12 protein-coding genes are annotated in these 14,771 nt (G+C 64.6%); 6 read left to right on the top strand and 6 right to left on the bottom strand.

Annotated elements, in window-relative coordinates:
• Positions 1-37 precede the first annotated feature (37 nt).
• From IC608_RS15125 to IC608_RS15115, 3 genes are all read right to left on the bottom strand, one after another.
• Positions 38-484: a DUF1236 domain-containing protein gene (locus IC608_RS15125; protein ID WP_191777233.1), complete on the bottom strand. Its 447-nt coding sequence runs from the start codon at positions 482-484 to the stop codon at positions 38-40.
• Between the two features lie 225 nt (positions 485-709).
• Positions 710-1,732: an NAD-dependent epimerase/dehydratase family protein gene (locus IC608_RS15120; RefSeq protein ID WP_191777231.1), complete on the bottom strand. Its 1,023-nt coding sequence runs from the start codon at positions 1,730-1,732 to the stop codon at positions 710-712.
• On the bottom strand, positions 1,729-3,075 hold the full coding sequence (locus tag IC608_RS15115; protein ID WP_191777229.1) for a UDP-glucose dehydrogenase family protein: 1,347 nt from the start codon (positions 3,073-3,075) through the stop codon (positions 1,729-1,731). Before IC608_RS15115 ends, IC608_RS15120 begins: the two co-directional genes overlap by 4 nt.
• A 252-nt stretch (positions 3,076-3,327) precedes the next feature.
• Here IC608_RS15115 and IC608_RS15110 point away from each other — a divergent pair, with 252 nt between their 5' ends.
• From IC608_RS15110 to IC608_RS15085, 6 genes are all read left to right on the top strand, one after another.
• Entirely contained in the window at positions 3,328-3,780 is a 453-nt protein-coding gene (locus IC608_RS15110) for a glycosyltransferase family protein (protein WP_191777227.1), read from the top strand.
• Positions 3,777-4,256 (top strand): glycosyltransferase, encoded by a 480-nt coding sequence (locus IC608_RS15105; RefSeq protein WP_191777225.1) that lies wholly within the window; start codon positions 3,777-3,779, stop codon positions 4,254-4,256. Before IC608_RS15110 ends, IC608_RS15105 begins: the two co-directional genes overlap by 4 nt.
• A 21-nt stretch (positions 4,257-4,277) precedes the next feature.
• Positions 4,278-5,375 (top strand): Gfo/Idh/MocA family protein, encoded by a 1,098-nt coding sequence (locus IC608_RS15100; RefSeq protein WP_191777223.1) that lies wholly within the window; start codon positions 4,278-4,280, stop codon positions 5,373-5,375.
• 5 nt (positions 5,376-5,380) lie between these two features.
• Positions 5,381-6,253: a hypothetical protein gene (locus tag IC608_RS15095; protein ID WP_191777221.1), complete on the top strand. Its 873-nt coding sequence runs from the start codon at positions 5,381-5,383 to the stop codon at positions 6,251-6,253.
• A 110-nt stretch (positions 6,254-6,363) separates the two neighbouring features.
• The gene (locus IC608_RS15090) at positions 6,364-7,464 is read left to right on the top strand and encodes an acyltransferase family protein (RefSeq protein WP_191777219.1); all 1,101 of its coding nucleotides are present in this window, start codon (positions 6,364-6,366) and stop codon (positions 7,462-7,464) included.
• 115 nt (positions 7,465-7,579) lie between these two features.
• Positions 7,580-11,059, top strand: a complete 3,480-nt coding sequence (locus IC608_RS15085) for a glycoside hydrolase family 113 (protein WP_191777217.1) — start codon at positions 7,580-7,582, stop codon at positions 11,057-11,059.
• Here IC608_RS15085 and IC608_RS15080 read toward each other — a convergent pair.
• The 3 genes from IC608_RS15080 to IC608_RS18510 are packed head-to-tail and all read right to left on the bottom strand — an operon-like array spanning position 11,053 to position 14,770.
• Positions 11,053-12,141, bottom strand: coding sequence for a glycosyltransferase family 2 protein (locus IC608_RS15080; protein ID WP_248306429.1), 1,089 nt, complete (start codon positions 12,139-12,141; stop codon positions 11,053-11,055). The genes IC608_RS15085 and IC608_RS15080 overlap by 7 nt on opposite strands.
• Positions 12,138-13,439 (bottom strand): polysaccharide biosynthesis protein, encoded by a 1,302-nt coding sequence (locus IC608_RS15075; protein ID WP_191777215.1) that lies wholly within the window; start codon positions 13,437-13,439, stop codon positions 12,138-12,140. The genes IC608_RS15080 and IC608_RS15075 overlap by 4 nt, the downstream gene beginning before the upstream one ends.
• Positions 13,436-14,770: an O-antigen ligase family protein gene (locus IC608_RS18510; RefSeq protein ID WP_191777213.1), complete on the bottom strand. Its 1,335-nt coding sequence runs from the start codon at positions 14,768-14,770 to the stop codon at positions 13,436-13,438. Before IC608_RS18510 ends, IC608_RS15075 begins: the two co-directional genes overlap by 4 nt.
• Position 14,771: the final 1 nt, after the last annotated feature.

Here is a 14,771-nt window from a genome sequence, read left to right as displayed (position 1 = left end):
AAGAAGCGGCAGCGACCAAGGTCGCCGCCGCTCTGGGTTACTTCACTTCAGCAGTCACGACGCCCGGCGAATAAACCACGGTGCGATCGCTCAGATTGACGAAAAAGACGCGGTCATTGGTGTAGAAATAACCGTGCTCGGCATCGCCATCGATGGTGTGCAGTTCGACTTCCGCCGGCACCACGTAGCCCACATCGATGTTGCCATCGATGACCACGGGCTCGGTCGGATGCAGGCGAACATATTCGACGGACGAGGCTTCAACACCGCCTGCAGCGCCGATGGCAGCACCGGTAAAGCCGCCGATCACGGCGCCGATGGGGCCGAAGATCAGGCCGCCGACAACAGCGCCCGTCGCGCCGCCGGCTGCCCCGCCCGCGGCGGCATTGGCGTCAGTGTTGTTCTTGATGATCTGCGCCTGGGCGACCGAGGGAAGCGACAGGGCGGCAGCAAGAGCGATTGCGCTAAAGACGATCTTGTTCATTTCCATCCTCAATAATAGTCGAGAGATGGCTACTGAACCGCGAGGAACCAATTCAGTTCCCGAGTTTGCGCTGCAATATTTTAGATGTCTTGGAACTTACTTCGTCTGTAATCAAAGTGTCATTTTCCGGCACTGGGTCTGCCGTGCGGATATCGGCCTGCCTATGCCGTTCGCGGAGGCTGGGAGGCCGTGCTGCCGCAATGGAGTTGCGCCTTGGCGGACGGCTCAGGGGGCGGGGTGATGGCCCGTCCATTGGCGGTACCAGGCAACGAAATTGCTGACGCAGGCATCCACGTCCATATTCGGCACAAACCCCGTCAGGGCCTGCAGGAGCGCGGGATTGGCGGTCGTTTCGACCACGTCCGCCGGTTGCATGGGCAACATGTTGCGTATCGCCGTCTTGCCCGTCGCGCGTTCCACAGCCTCGATGAACGGCAAAAGGCCGATCGGTTGCCCACCCGCGATGTTCACGCTGCGCCAGGGAGCCACCGGCGAGAGAGAATCCGTGACCCCTTCGGCTTCGACCGGCTGGCCTGTTCTGGGCACTGCATCCATCAGCCGGACGATGGCCTCGACGAGGTCGGACACGTCCGTCAGGTCGCGTCGCATCTGGCCGTGGCCGTACACGTCGATGGGTTGTCCTCGCTCGATGGCGTCGACGAACTTGAACAGCGCCATATCCGGGCGGCCCCACGGGCCGTAGACGGTGAAGAAGCGAAAGCACGTCGTGGGAATGTCGTGGAGGTGAGCATAGGCATGGCTCATCTCTTCCGTCGCTTTTTTAGTGGCGGCGTAGAGCGACACAGGAAAATCCGTCCGGTCCGCTTCACTGAAGGGCAGCCGGCGGTTGCCGCCATAGACCGACGAGGTGGAGGCCAGCAGAAGGTGTCGGGGCGGATAGGCGCGGGCGCCTTCGAGCAGGTTGAACGTCCCCACCAGATTGGCGCTGACATAGGCCTCGGGCGCTTCGAGGCTGTATCGAACGCCGGCCTGGGCGGCCAGATGCACGATGACGTCGGCACCAAAAGTGCCCAGCGCGTCATCCAGGGCCGCCTTGTCCTCCAGCATGGCCTCCGCCGAGGAGAAGGCGCCAGATTGCATAAGAAGTTCGCGGCGGGCCTGCTTCAGAGCGACGTCGTAATAGGCAGTCATACCGTCATAACCCAGAACGGCGTGTCCATCGGCCAGGAGGCGCTGCGCCAGATGAAAGCCGATAAAGCCGGACGTTCCGGTGACAAAAACCCTCATTCGGCCGCTTCCGCCGCAGCCGCGTCGCTATCGACGCCAGCGGGGCGGCCGATGCTGACATAGGTCAGGCCCGCCGCCTCCATCTCCCGGGCCCGATAGACGTTGCGCAAGTCCACGAACGTCGGCACCGCCATCGACGCCTTGAGGCGCGGCAGGTCGAGCGAGCGGAACGCGTTCCACTCGGTGACCAGAACAACACAGGCTGCGCCCTGGGCGACCTCATAGGCGTCCTGGCAGTATTCGACGCCGTCGATCATGCCGCGGGCCATCGCCATGCCCTCGGGATCGAAGGCGCGGACCTTCGCCCCCGCGTCGCGCAGCGTCTGGATGATCGCGATGGAGGGGGCATCGCGCATATCGTCGGTGTTGGGCTTGAAGGTCAGGCCCAGTATGCCGATCGCCTTGCCTCGGACGTCGCCGCCACAGGCCGCGATGACCTTGCGGCCCATGGAGCGCTTGCGCTGATCGTTGATGGAGACGGTGGTTTCGACCAGGCGCAGGGGCGTGTCGTGGTCCTGGCCGGTCTTGACCAGCGCCAGCGTGTCCTTGGGAAAGCACGATCCGCCATAGCCTGGCCCGGCGTTAAGAAATTTGGGGCCGATCCGCTTGTCGAGGCCAATGCCGCGTGCCACGTCCTGCACATTGGCGCCCGTCTTCTCGCACAGATCGGCCATCTCGTTGATGAACGTGATCTTGAGGGCAAGGAAAGCGTTGCCGGCGTATTTCGTCAGCTCGGCCGTGCGCCGCCCGGTGAACATCAGGGGCGCCTGGTTGAGATAGAGCGGACGATAGACTTCGGTCATCACCTCGCGGGCGCGCTCGTCCTCGATGCCGATGACGATCCGATCGGGCCGCTTGAAATCGTCGATGGCCGCGCCTTCGCGCAGGAATTCGGGATTGGACACCACCACGACGTCCGCATCGGGATTGACGTCGCGCATGATGCGCTCGACCTCGTCGCCGGTGCCGACGGGCACGGTCGACTTGGTGACGATGACCGTGAAGCCGGTGACGGCGCGGGCAATGTCGGCGGCCGCGGCATAAACATAGCTGAGATCGGCGTGTCCGTCGCCTCGGCGGGACGGGGTGCCGACCGCGATGAAGACCACATCGGCATCGGCGACGGCAGCCGCCAGATCGGTGGTAAAGCGGAGGCGGCCGGCCTCGGCGTTTTCGCTGACCAGCGTCTCGAGGCCGGGCTCGAAGATCGGGATCTGGCCGTCCTGAAGGGCAGCGATCTTGGCCTCCGACAGGTCGACGCAGGTCACCTCGTGCCCGAAATCGGCAAAGCAGGCGCCACTCACAAGGCCCACATAGCCACTACCGATCATCGTCAGGCGCATGCGGTCCTCCAGAGTTCCAGCAGAGCCTCAATAGCCACAAATCGGCGGCGCATAAAGCGCTGCAGGTGCCCATCCTGCCGGGATGGATAACGGCGAAGGCCCCCACGGCAATTGCCGGCGCCGGAGAGCGACCCCCGGCGGTAGGGTTAACAAAGTAAAAACATCGTCAGAAACGGGTTTGCCATTTGCAAGCGAACCGGCCCGTGCAATGCATCTGGCCCTACGCATTCTTACTTACAAGGCCGATGTTCCATGACGCGACGTGTGCTGGCCATATCTTCAGCGGGTGGACACTGGGTGCAGCTGCGCCGGCTTCGGCACAGCTTCGACGGGATGGATGTGGCCTTCGCCAGCGTCTATCCCGACTACAGCGAAGACGTGGCACCGCACCGCTACTATTCCTTCCCGGACGTGAACCGGTTCAACAAGCACATGCTGGTGCCCCTGACCATCCGGCTGATCGCGATCCTGCTCAAGGAGCGGCCGCAGGTGGTGGTGACGACGGGCTCGTTTCCCGGACTCGTCGCCCTCACCCTGGCCAAGACGCTGCTGCGCGCAAAGACCATCTGGATCGACAGCATTGCCAACTGCGAGCAGATGTCCACCTCCGGTCAGAAGGCGCGGCGCATGGCGGACGTCTACCTGACGCAATGGCCGCATCTAGCCAAGGCCGATGGCCCCTCCCACTGGGGAGCGGTGCTATGATCTTTGTCACCGTCGGGTCCATGCTGCCGTTCGACCGGTTCATCAAGGCGATGGACGACTGGACCGGCCGGCATGGCGAGGAAGAGGTTTTCGCCCAGATCGGCCAGGGCAGCTATGAGCCAAGGCACATGCGGTTCGAGCGCATGCTGTCGCCCTCCCAGTTCAAGAATTTCGTCCTCACTTCCGATCTCGTCGTCGCCCATGGCGGCATGGGCAGCGTGATCATGGCGGCGGAGGCAGGCAAGCCGATCCTACTGTTCCCGCGCCGGGCCTCGCTGGGTGAACACACCACCGAGCATCAGCTGCACACAGTCAACTGGCTCAAGGAGCGGCCGGGCATCCACGTGGTCCTCGACGAGGCCGAACTGGATGCGCGGATCGAGGCCGCGCAGGCCATGTCGCTGGATGGGGCCACGCTCGGCACCGTCGCGCCGGCCCCCTTCGTAGAACGCCTTCGGCAGGCGATCCTTGACTGACCTGGAAGGCAGAACGTTCACATGAAGCGCGTAGCCCTTATCGGACTGGGCAAGATGGGGCTTTCCCATCTGGCCCTGTTCAACGCACACCCCGATGTCGAGGTGGTCGCCGTCTGTGACCCGGCCAAGTTCCTGCTGGCGCCACTGGCACAGTACACGGGCCTCGCCACCTATTCAGATCACACCGAACTCTTCGAAAAGGAAACCCTCGACGCGGTGGTGATCGCAACTCCATCGCGGTACCACGCCGACCTCGTGCGGCAAGCCTTCGAGCGCAATATCCATGTGTTCTGCGAAAAGCCATTCAGCCTCGCGGCAGAAGAGGGCCAGGAACTGGTGGCGCTTGGGCAGAGCAGGGGCCTTGTTGGCCAGGTGGGCTATCACTACCGCTATGTCGGCGCCTTCCAGGCGGCCAAGCGCCTGCTCGAGAGCGGTGTCATCGGCCGGGCGCACAATATCCGGTCGGAGGCCTATGGCCCCGTCGTGCTAAGACCCAAGGGTGGGACCTGGCGCTCGAGCAAGAACGAGGGGGGTGGCTGCCTCTACGACTACGCCTCGCACGCCCTCGACCTGATGAACTACCTTGTGGGCCAGCCGGTGGGCGTCAAGGGGACTGTCCTCAACAAGGTCTTTTCACGCGACGTGGACGACGAAGTCTATTCGACGCTGACCTATGCAAACGGCATGGTCGGCCATGTGCTGGCCAACTGGAGCGACGAGAGTCAACGCAAGATGTCGATGAAAATCAGCATCTGGGGCGAGGGCGGGAAAATCGTCGCGGACCGCCAGGAAGTGCAGGTTTTCATCCGCGATGCCGACGTCGCTCGCGAGCATGGGCTCAAGCCCGGCTGGAACGTGCTGTACACAACGGAACTGACCGAAGAGGTCTGGTTCTATCTGCGGGGTGAAGAATATTCGGCGCAGGTGGACGCGTTCATCGCCGCGGTCGGCGGGGACCCGGCGCGCAACCTGTCGCCGATGTCCAGTGCGGTCCAAACCGACGCCCTGATCGAGAAGCTGATCCGTGACGCCGAAGGCCTGTCGCAGGCAACCATCCCGGCGAGGCCGGCCAAGGAGCAACGCGGCCTCATCGGCGCCTTGTTCGGGACGAGGAGCTAAGGGCCATGGAAAGAGTGATCTTTGGCGATAACCAGTTTTTCGGCGTGAACCACATGTCCGAGGAGAAGGCGCGGGCGCAGGCCATGCGGTTTCAGGATACGTCTGAAATCATCCGCGTCCTGGACAGCGCCTACGACGCGGGCATCCGTGCCTTCATGTGCACCACGCATGATCGCATCGAGGCGATCTGCGACCATGTCCGGGCCAACCCGGAGCGGTATGCGGACTTCGTGTTCTATCCATGCATGCCCTATGCGCACAAATATGCCAACGCAGTGACCGAGCATGGCCTTCTCAACGCGCTGGGCAAGATGCTGCCCGACAGCGGCGCCCTGGGCGCGGTTCTCAAGGGCGGCATGTCCATGGCCAAGAGGGACATGCAGGGCATTGGCGAGCTCCTGATCGACGCCGAGATGAAGATGTTCCACGGCACCCGGACGCCGGTGATCTTCCTGCAGAACGTCGTCACCGATCTGCTCCTGGGCATGGGGCTCCACGAGGCGTTCCGGATTTTCGCCGATCATATCCGGCGCAAATACGATGCGGAGCCGGGGTTCATCACCATGAACACGCCGATGTTGTTGAAAGCGCTGGCGCGGGTGGGCATCGAGAACCCCATCATCTGCAGCAATATCAACAAGATCGGGTTCCGCATGAGCGGCGGAAAGGACGTCTACGAACAGGCGATCCGCAGCCGCAGCTTTCGGCCGATTGCGATGTCTGTGCTGGCTTCGGGCGCCATCCCGGCGCGCGAGGCGATAGACTACGTGGCCGATCTGGGGGGCGTGGAAGCCATCGTCTTTGGGGCGTCGAGCAAAGCCAACATCGTCCAGACCAAGGCGCTGGTCGACGAATTGTTCCTGCCGGCCACGGCATGACGGGCAGACAGACGGGGCGGGGTCCTTCGTGGTCCCCGTGCGCGATGGGCGACTGACACCGGCATCGCCCATGGCCGGAATGCAGAACCGGCCACTGGCCAGGAGGCGCGATGCGCAACAAGTCGGGGACAATCGACGGCGTGCAGTATCTGCGAGGCATCGCAGCGCTGTTCGTGGTCGCCATCCATGCCAGCTCGATGATGGCCTATCCCGAATATTTCGGCAAAGACCTGCTGCCGCTCGAGCAGCTCGGCAGCGTTGGCGTGTCGATATTCTTCGTGATCAGCGGCTTCGTCATCACCATCGTGACGCTGGACCGGGACCTGAGGCCGAAGACGACGATGGGCGAGTTCTTCGCCCGGCGGTTCAGCCGGATCGTGCCGTTCATGTGGATCTGCATCCTGGGCTATAACGCGCTCACCTACCTCGGGACACATGTGGTGGAATGGGGGCCGTTCCTACGGGCGCTGGTGCTCTGGCCCGTGGGCGAGCTGAAGCCGAACGTGCTCTGGACACTGCGGCAGGAGTTTCAGTTCTACGTCATCTTCGCGTTGTGCATGCTCTCTGGCCGCCGCGCCTTGCCCTGGCTGATCGCGTGGTTCCTGCTGCCCCTGCCGCTGGCGGTGTTTGCGCAGATGAACCCCGGCGCCCTGACGGTGGAGTCCGCGCCGCCCGTTGCCATGCTCTATATCTTTGGCCTCGAAGGCTTCGCCAACCTGCTGTTCGGAGGCGGCTTTCTCATCGCCTGGCTGTGGCTGCGAAGTGCGCGGCAGGCGAGCGTGCCTGGTGGCTTGCCACTTATGGCCGGGCTGGCGCTGCTCACGGGGCTTGCGATCCATTGGTTGCACAATAGCGGCGCGAGCCTGCCGATCTACTGGCTGGGGATGACGCTGCTGAGCGCGGCGGTGGTCGGAGTGGGCGTGCTGACCAGGCCCTCGTCAGGTTTCGTGGGGCGGCTGGGCAACCTCCTGGGCAATGCCAGCTACTCCATCTACCTGATTCACAATGCCGTTCTCCTCGTGGGCCTCGAGGTTTTCAGGCGCCTGGGAGTGGAAATCGAGCTGTGGCTGGGCTGGATCGTGCTGTGGCTGGGCGCGATCGGCTTTGGCGTGCTGCTGCACCTGTTCGTGGAAGTGCCGGTCGTGCGCCTTGGGGCGCGGATGGTGGACAGGCGCTTTCCGCGCGGGCGTGCTGCAGCTTCCGTCGTCTAGAGGCACCGGGCCGCGTTGGATAACAGGATATGAAAACGTGTCCCTCAAATTGATGGACACTCGGCACGAATTGCACATAGCCGCCTGATAATTTCGCCGTGACAGGAGATTGGTCATGGCGACAACGACTTCCGCTTCCGCATTGGGCTGGGACTTCCAGGGCATCAGCATCGACTCCAGCCGATCCGATGTCTGGGAAAACGCCACCGTGCAGCACGCCCTGGACGGGGTGACGGATATCAACGCCAACTCCACCGCAATCGTGGCGCGCTACACCATGGACGGCGGGACAGGCAGCACGGTCTATGCAGGGGCGCGCACGGAGAGCCTGCAGAGCATCGAGCAGACCATCCAGGATGCGCATGCGCGTGGCCTGACCGTGATGCTCAAGCCGCATATCAGCCCCAGCGACGGCAGCTTTTCGGGCACGATCGCGCCGGCCGACGCGGCCTCGTGGTTCGCCAGCTACAAGAGCGAGCTGATGGACCTGGCGCGGCTGGCAGAGGCCAACGATGTCGAGCTGTTCTCGCTGGGCAACGAGCTGACCAGCATGATCGGCCCGCAATATACCAGCTACTGGACGGACATCATCGCGTCGGTCCGCGAAGTATACTCCGGTCCGCTTACCCTTGCGGCGCAATACTGGAACATCGACCAAGTCGAGTTCTGGGGGCAGCTCGACTATATCGGCGTCAACGCCTATGCCAAACTCACCGACAGCGCGGTGCCGACGGCGCAGGAGGCCTACGAGGGCTGGACGTCGGCCGACTCGCCCTACGGGTCCAAGCTGGGCATGTCCGTCATGGACTACACGCAAAAGCTCGCGGCCCAGTTCGACAAGCCAGTGCTGATCACCGAGCTCGGGTTTCGCAGCGTGGAGGGGGCGGGCATCAACCCCGGAGACTATTCGAGCGCGGCCGCGCCCAGCGTCGAAACGCAGGCGGCTCTGTACGAAGGGTTCTTCAAGGCCTGGGCGGAGGCCGGCGACTGGTTTGCCGGATCGTTCCTGTGGGGCTGGAACACGGCGCAGGGCCAGGACAACGATTATTCGCCCGAGGGCAAGCCGGCCTACGACATCATCGCCTCGGCCTTCGCGGATGGACGCCCGCTCGCCGGCGCCCGCCCCGACTACGGCACCGAAACCGATGCGCTGGCCTCGGACGACGCAACGCTGATCATTCGCGCCTCCGGGCGGGCACCGGTCGGGCACACGCCGGTGATGCTGGTGACGGTGGATGGCGTGGTGGTGGACAGCATCGAGGTGACCGCGCAGCGGCTGAACGGCCAGTTCGGCGAGTATGCGATCGCGCTCGGGGCGGTGGACCCCGCCCGCGTCCAGATCTACTTCGACAATCCGGTTCCCAATTCCGGCCTCTATGTGGACTGGATCGAAATCAATGGCGTGCGCTACCAGGCAGAGGCGTTCGGCGTGGACAACAATGCCAACCCCACGACCTTCAACAGCGCTGGAATTGCTACCCTCTTTACCACCGGCTCGCTGGACTTCGACCTCAAATACGGGGTGCACGACGGCCAGTACGTGTCGCAGACGATCAAGACCCCGGGCACATATGTGGGGACGGACGGAAACGATCACGTCACCCTCCTGGCGTCCAGCGCGGTGGCCACAGGTGACGGCGATGATCTGGTTGACGCCAGCCGGGCAGGGTCGAGCTTCATCGATACGGGCGCGGGCAACGACGTGATCCTGGGCAGCGCCGGCAACGATGTGCTGACCACCGGAGCGGGCCGGGATCGGATCATCGTGACCGAGAAGGGCGGCTTCGACACCATCACCGATTTCGATCCAGCCCAGGATGTCCTCGATTTCACACGGGTCAAGGCGACCACGGCGGCGCTGACCATCGAGCAGCAGATCGTCGACGGCACCTCGGGGACGGTGATCAGCTTCAAGGACAGCAAGCTGTTTCTGACCGGCGTACAGCCGGGCGACCTTAAGGCGGAAAACATCGCCTTCACGACCAGCGCGCTCAGCGGGCCGGCCGAAAAGGTCAAACTCCCGCCCCAGCCGGCGGTCATTCATGCCGGCGACGAGGGTGGCCTGCTTGCGGGCACCGACGGCGACGACACGATGGTGGGCGGGGCCGGCGATGACGTGCTCTCGGGTGGCGCGGGAGCCGACGCCCTGGATGGCGGCGCGGGGCACAACCTCGTGTCCTACGAAGAGGCGCAGAGCTTCGTGCGGGCGGACATTTCCGGCCAGCAGGCGGGCCTTGGGGACGCAGCCGGAGATACCTTCCAGAATTTCGAAGGCATTATCGGGTCGCGGCACGACGACTGGCTCTATGGCGACGGCGCGGACATCCGCCTTTTCGGCGGGGACGGCCATGACCGGCTCGGCGGCGGGGGAGGGGATGACCTGCTGTCCGGCGGCGAAGGCGACGACCGCCTGATGGGCAGCGACGGCGACGACATCCTCGATGGCGGCATGGGCGCAGACGTGTTGAACGGCGGAGCCGGGTTCGATCTCGCCTCCTACGCCGAAGCCGGAAGCGCCATCCGGGTGGATATGCGCGAGGCCGCGCCGGGCAAGGGCGAGGCCAAGGGCGACACTTTCGTGTCGGTGGAAGGCGTCATCGGCAGCGCCCACGACGACCGGATTTTTGGCGACTATCTCAACAACCATCTGTTTGGCGGCGCCGGAGACGACATCCTGTCCGGGCGCATCGGGGACGATCACCTGGATGGCGGAGAGGGAGACGACATCCTTATCGGCGGCGCGGGAGCGGACCACCTCGACGGTGGCGACGGCTTCGATTTCGCCTCCTACGAGGATGCGACCTCGTTCGTGCGCGCCGATCTGTCGGGCACCCAGGCCGGCCTGGGAGACGCGCGCGGCGATGCGCTGATCAACTTCGAGGGACTGATCGGCTCCCGGTTCGACGACTGGCTTTATGGCGACAGCAACGACAACACCTTGTTCGGCGAAGACGGGAATGACCGCCTCGGCGGCGGAGCCGGAGACGACACCCTGCACGGGGGACGCGGCAACGACATCCTGACCGGCAGCGACGGCAACGATATCCTCGATGGGGGGGAGGGCGCAGATGCGCTCAACGGCGGCGCCGGCACCGATTTGGCGACCTACGCATCGGCCGGTGCTGGGGTGACGGCCAGCCTCATGACGCCCGGGATCAATACGGGGGATGCAGCCGGCGACAGCTACGTGGCCGTCGAGGGGATCGAGGGCTCGGCCTTCGACGACCGGCTGTTCGGCAATAACGGCGCCAACACGCTGCTCGGCGGCGCAGGCGATGACACTCTTTCCGGCGGGAAAGGCAATGATACCCTGGTGGGCGGCAGCGGCGACGACGTGCTGGAAGGCGGACTGGGAAGCGACAGCTTCGACTTTTCAGGGAGTTTCGGACGCGACGTCATCAAGGACTTCAATGGGGCGCAGGGGGACCTCATCAGGGTTGGCGGAGACATGGGCTTCGATGGCTTCGAAGCCCTCAAGGATGCCATGAGCCAGATGGGAAACCACACCCTCATCGATATGGGCGATCATGGCAGCATCCTCATCGAAAACCAGACGATCGAGGGACTGCACGCCAGCGACTTCTACTTCTATTGAGCCAACGGGCCTGCCGGCCGCTCACGCTGGCTGGCCCGAAGCTCCGTCGGGGACCTGTCCGAACCAGCCTGCAGTTCCCGCAATTGGAGAGGGTCAGCCGGGCGCGCTCGGGTGCGGAAAAATCCGGAGAGCAGCCCCCAGGCACTGACGTTCCATGCGGCCAGAGAATAGAGGCCAAGCCTGAAGCCGCCGCGGCGCCATGACAGGAAGAGGAGCGGGGCCAGCAGCAGGGCGAGGGCGAGTGCGAGGCGGAACCCGACCGGTATGGGCAGGAAAAGCACAATGAGGATGGCCAGCCACCAGGCAAGGACGGCGGCGCCGTTGCGAATGTGCGACATGCGCCGCAGCACGATCGACTGGTGACGCTGCCCGAGAGCGCCGCGCAGCACTTCGCCGGGGGCACCGGCATAACCTGACTTCATGCGCCGCCACAGGAGGCTGTAGCCCCCCATCTGGTGGCCATAGTGTTCGACTGCCGGGTGATCGATACGCGCGAGCTGCCAGCCCCGACTTTGCAGCCGGGCGCCGAGCTCGAACTCTTCGAAGGCGTGAAGATTGCGGTCGGCAAAATAGCCGAGTTCCTCAATGGCTTGCGTGCGATAGAGGCCGCCGCAATCGAGACGATTGACGATGCCCGGCAGCCAGTTGGGGTCCGTCCTGACGGTCCTGGCCCGAATCTGGAAGCCTTCGCCCGCCGTATTCATCTCCATCACGTGCCCGCCAACCCCGGCGACGCGGGGGTTCTGCTCAAGATAACGCAGGCCCGCCGCGAGGAAGGCAGGGTCAAGCACCATGTCGCCATCGAGCAGATAGAAGTAGTCGCTGTCATGGCTGGCCTGGAAGGCCATCTGTGCTCCCGCGCCGCACGACCGCTGGGCTGGATCGGCCAGTTGAACGATGCGGACCGGATAGCGCCGGGCGATCTCGATCGTGCCGTCGGTCGAGCCGCTATCGGCCAGGACCACGTCGCCGCCATAGGGCTCGACTGCCGCCAGGGCGCTCTCGATGGACGCCTGAATGTGACGCGCCTCGTTGAGGGCCTTGATCCCTATGGTCACTCTTGGCGGGGAGGGGGGCATCATGTCATCTCCACATCGGCCTGGCCGGCCGTTGCCGGGGTGGACGCATCGGTCCGCCGGGTCTGCCGCCAGCGCCTGAACTGGCGCGACACCATCGCCGCAAACACCATTTCGCCCAGGGCCACGCCGGCGATGGACCAAACAGGGCCAAGCAGGAAAGTGAGGCCTGCCACGGCGGCGATGGACACGCCGCACGACACCGAGCTGGCGCTCGCCAGTGGACGGAACTGGCCGGCGGCCTGCAGCAGCACGCTCGACGGAGTGCGCAGATTGCGCAGCAGGGTCACGCCGAACCAGAGCGAGGCGCCCAGCAGCAGTTCGCCGCGCGCGTATTCGGGTGGGAAGATGGCGCCCGGGGCATAGACGGCGATGGCGGCGGCCAATACGGCACAGCCTGTCCAGACGGAAAACAGGACCGCGGAAAAGGCCCGCAGCGCGCCGACTGCAGGCTCTGTGCCCTGGTTCGCGAGGATGCGGGCGAGGCGGGGCCGCTCGAAATCGCGCAGTGCATTGGCCGCAAGGTTGATCGGCCGGATCAGCAGCGCACTGGCGGCAAGCGGGGCAAACGCCAGCGGACCGATCAGCAGGGTGACGACATAGGCATGGGCGTTGGCCGTCAGTTCCGTCGTGGCAACCCCCGCAAGGGACCAGCGGGAATGATTGCGCCAGATGGCGCGATAGGTGCCCAGGGCATGGAGGGAGAGCCGAGTGGCCTGACACAGGAGAAAATCCCTGCCGAGCACCAGGGTCGAAATTGCGGCGGCGGCTAGGAGGCCGAGGGTCGCCGCGAGCAGGGATGCCGTGCCCGTCGCCTGCATTATCCAGACCGCCCCAAGCAGCAGCAGGCCATAGAGGAGGTCGGACCGGATGGTCCTTCCCTGCCAGCCGTGGAAATAGTTGTAGGCCCTGCCGAACCAGCGCAGCGCCATCAGCGCAGCGTAGGCGCCGAAAATGAGCGCAACACCGGTTCCGAGGCCCAATGCCGTCCCGATGATCCAGAAGACCACCAGCACAAGAGCCGAGTACACCAGATTGGCCGAGTGAAAGCACGCGAGCATGGAGCGCCGGTCGACCCCATCGGCCGCAACGGCAACGGGGAAGGGCGCCACCAGCAGAGCGCTCGAGACGCTCAGGCTCAATTGCGAAAGGAGCAGCAGGAAGGCGAAGGTTCCGAACACCGCCGGGTCGAGGACATGCAGCACCTGCAGCGAAAGCACGAACTGTGCGCCGGCCGAGCCGATGGGCCCGAGCGCGGCAAAGCCGTAGCCGAACAGGCGCGAGCCGGACCGCAGCGCCTTCATTGCGCGACGTCCCTTTGGCCGCGCGGAAGACCTGACCTGACGAGCGCTCCCTCGCGGGAGGCCTTGCCGATTCCGGCGACGACGAAAACCATGAAGAGCCAGATGCCCACGTCACGGTCGAGCAGGCTTGTTTCGGTCAGATTGTGAAACGCGCAGAACACGAGAAGCGACAGGAGCAGGGCTCCGGTGGTGTCGTGGATACGCGTGTCGGTGACCAGCCGCCAGCCAGGCAGGAGGACCACGGCGCCGGCAGCCATGATCAGGCCGGGATAGCCAAGCTGCGTCAGGGTATCGAGATAGCCATTGTGCCCGTTCCCGAGAGTGGCAACCCAACTGGCCGCGAGCCCAAAGACCGGGCTGTCCGGGCCGATGTTCCAGAACGAGCCGAAGCCCGCGCCGGTCACCGGGTGAGCATTGGCGTACTCGATGAGGATGGGCCAGATCGAGCCGCGGCCGCTGAGGGCGTCCGGTGTCTCGTTGATATCGATGATGGCGGCGAGTTCTCCGCCATACCCGACCAGCGCGATGATCACCGCCAGGACCAGAAACGGCACCACCAGGCGCAGGCGGCGGGCGCCGAAAGCGAGATAGGTCCAGCCCAGCAGCAGCGCCGGGACCAGCAGGCCGAGGGACGTCTTGGAGTGGGTGCGGTAGAGGAAGTAGGCCGCGGCCGCGACCAGCCCAAGCTTGACCCAGCGGTTGATGCCGCGGCCGCCGAATGCCAGGAACAGTATGGTAATGGCGGCCGTGGGGCCGGCGAAATTCTTGTGCAGCATGAAGCCGCGCCAGTTGCCGACCAGGTTGGTGTCGCCGGATTCACCAGGCAGGTGCACGCCTGTGGGGATGATGAAGACGGCGACATAATTGGCCACCAGCACGGCCAGCAGCAGGTTCCGGATGACCGTAATCGATCGGTGCGTGCCGGCCCTGTCCACGGCCAGGAAAATGGTGATGACGATGATCGTGGTCAGCACCAGGCGGCGGAAGGCGATGGCCGGTTCCACCGACCACGACAGGCTGATCCAGCACCAGACCAGCAGGGCAATAAAGCTGGCGGGGATTACCAGAAGCCGCTGCAGATTGGCCGGAACGCGCAGAGCGGCGATGGTCCAGATGAAGGCCAGCACATAGCCGGCCTGGCGCAGCACATCGCCGTCGCCCGAGAGTTCGTCGCCCGGGCGCAGGCGCTGGATCACGTGCAGCATGACAAGCGACATGAAGAACACGCCGAAAAGGCCGATGGCCGCATAGCGCTCGGCCCAGGTGGGCGTGGCGGGTCCGGAGCGGGGATAGGCGGGCGCTGCGGGGGTGACCAAGAAATCCTGTGCCACG

Source organism: Devosia oryzisoli (assembly GCF_014837245.1).
GTDB classification, from domain to species: domain Bacteria; phylum Pseudomonadota; class Alphaproteobacteria; order Rhizobiales; family Devosiaceae; genus Devosia; species Devosia oryzisoli.
Note: the sequence above shows the minus strand (reverse complement) of the source record. Positions and strands in the feature narration are given on the sequence as shown.

Excerpts from the sequence above, each read along its gene's own strand:
- IC608_RS15125 (WP_191777233.1), bottom strand. The coding sequence starts at position 484 with ATGAACAAGATCGTCTTTAGCGCAATCGCTCTTGCTGCCGCCCTGTCG.
- IC608_RS15120 (WP_191777231.1), bottom strand. The coding sequence starts at position 1,732 with ATGAGGGTTTTTGTCACCGGAACGTCCGGCTTTATCGGCTTTCATCTG.
- IC608_RS15115 (WP_191777229.1), bottom strand. The coding sequence starts at position 3,075 with ATGCGCCTGACGATGATCGGTAGTGGCTATGTGGGCCTTGTGAGTGGC.
- IC608_RS15110 (WP_191777227.1), top strand. The coding sequence starts at position 3,328 with ATGACGCGACGTGTGCTGGCCATATCTTCAGCGGGTGGACACTGGGTG.
- IC608_RS15105 (WP_191777225.1), top strand. The coding sequence starts at position 3,777 with ATGATCTTTGTCACCGTCGGGTCCATGCTGCCGTTCGACCGGTTCATC.
- IC608_RS15100 (WP_191777223.1), top strand. The coding sequence starts at position 4,278 with ATGAAGCGCGTAGCCCTTATCGGACTGGGCAAGATGGGGCTTTCCCAT.
- IC608_RS15095 (WP_191777221.1), top strand. The coding sequence starts at position 5,381 with ATGGAAAGAGTGATCTTTGGCGATAACCAGTTTTTCGGCGTGAACCAC.
- IC608_RS15090 (WP_191777219.1), top strand. The coding sequence starts at position 6,364 with ATGCGCAACAAGTCGGGGACAATCGACGGCGTGCAGTATCTGCGAGGC.
- IC608_RS15085 (WP_191777217.1), top strand. The coding sequence starts at position 7,580 with ATGGCGACAACGACTTCCGCTTCCGCATTGGGCTGGGACTTCCAGGGC.
- IC608_RS15080 (WP_248306429.1), bottom strand. The coding sequence starts at position 12,141 with ATGATGCCCCCCTCCCCGCCAAGAGTGACCATAGGGATCAAGGCCCTC.
- IC608_RS15075 (WP_191777215.1), bottom strand. The coding sequence starts at position 13,439 with ATGAAGGCGCTGCGGTCCGGCTCGCGCCTGTTCGGCTACGGCTTTGCC.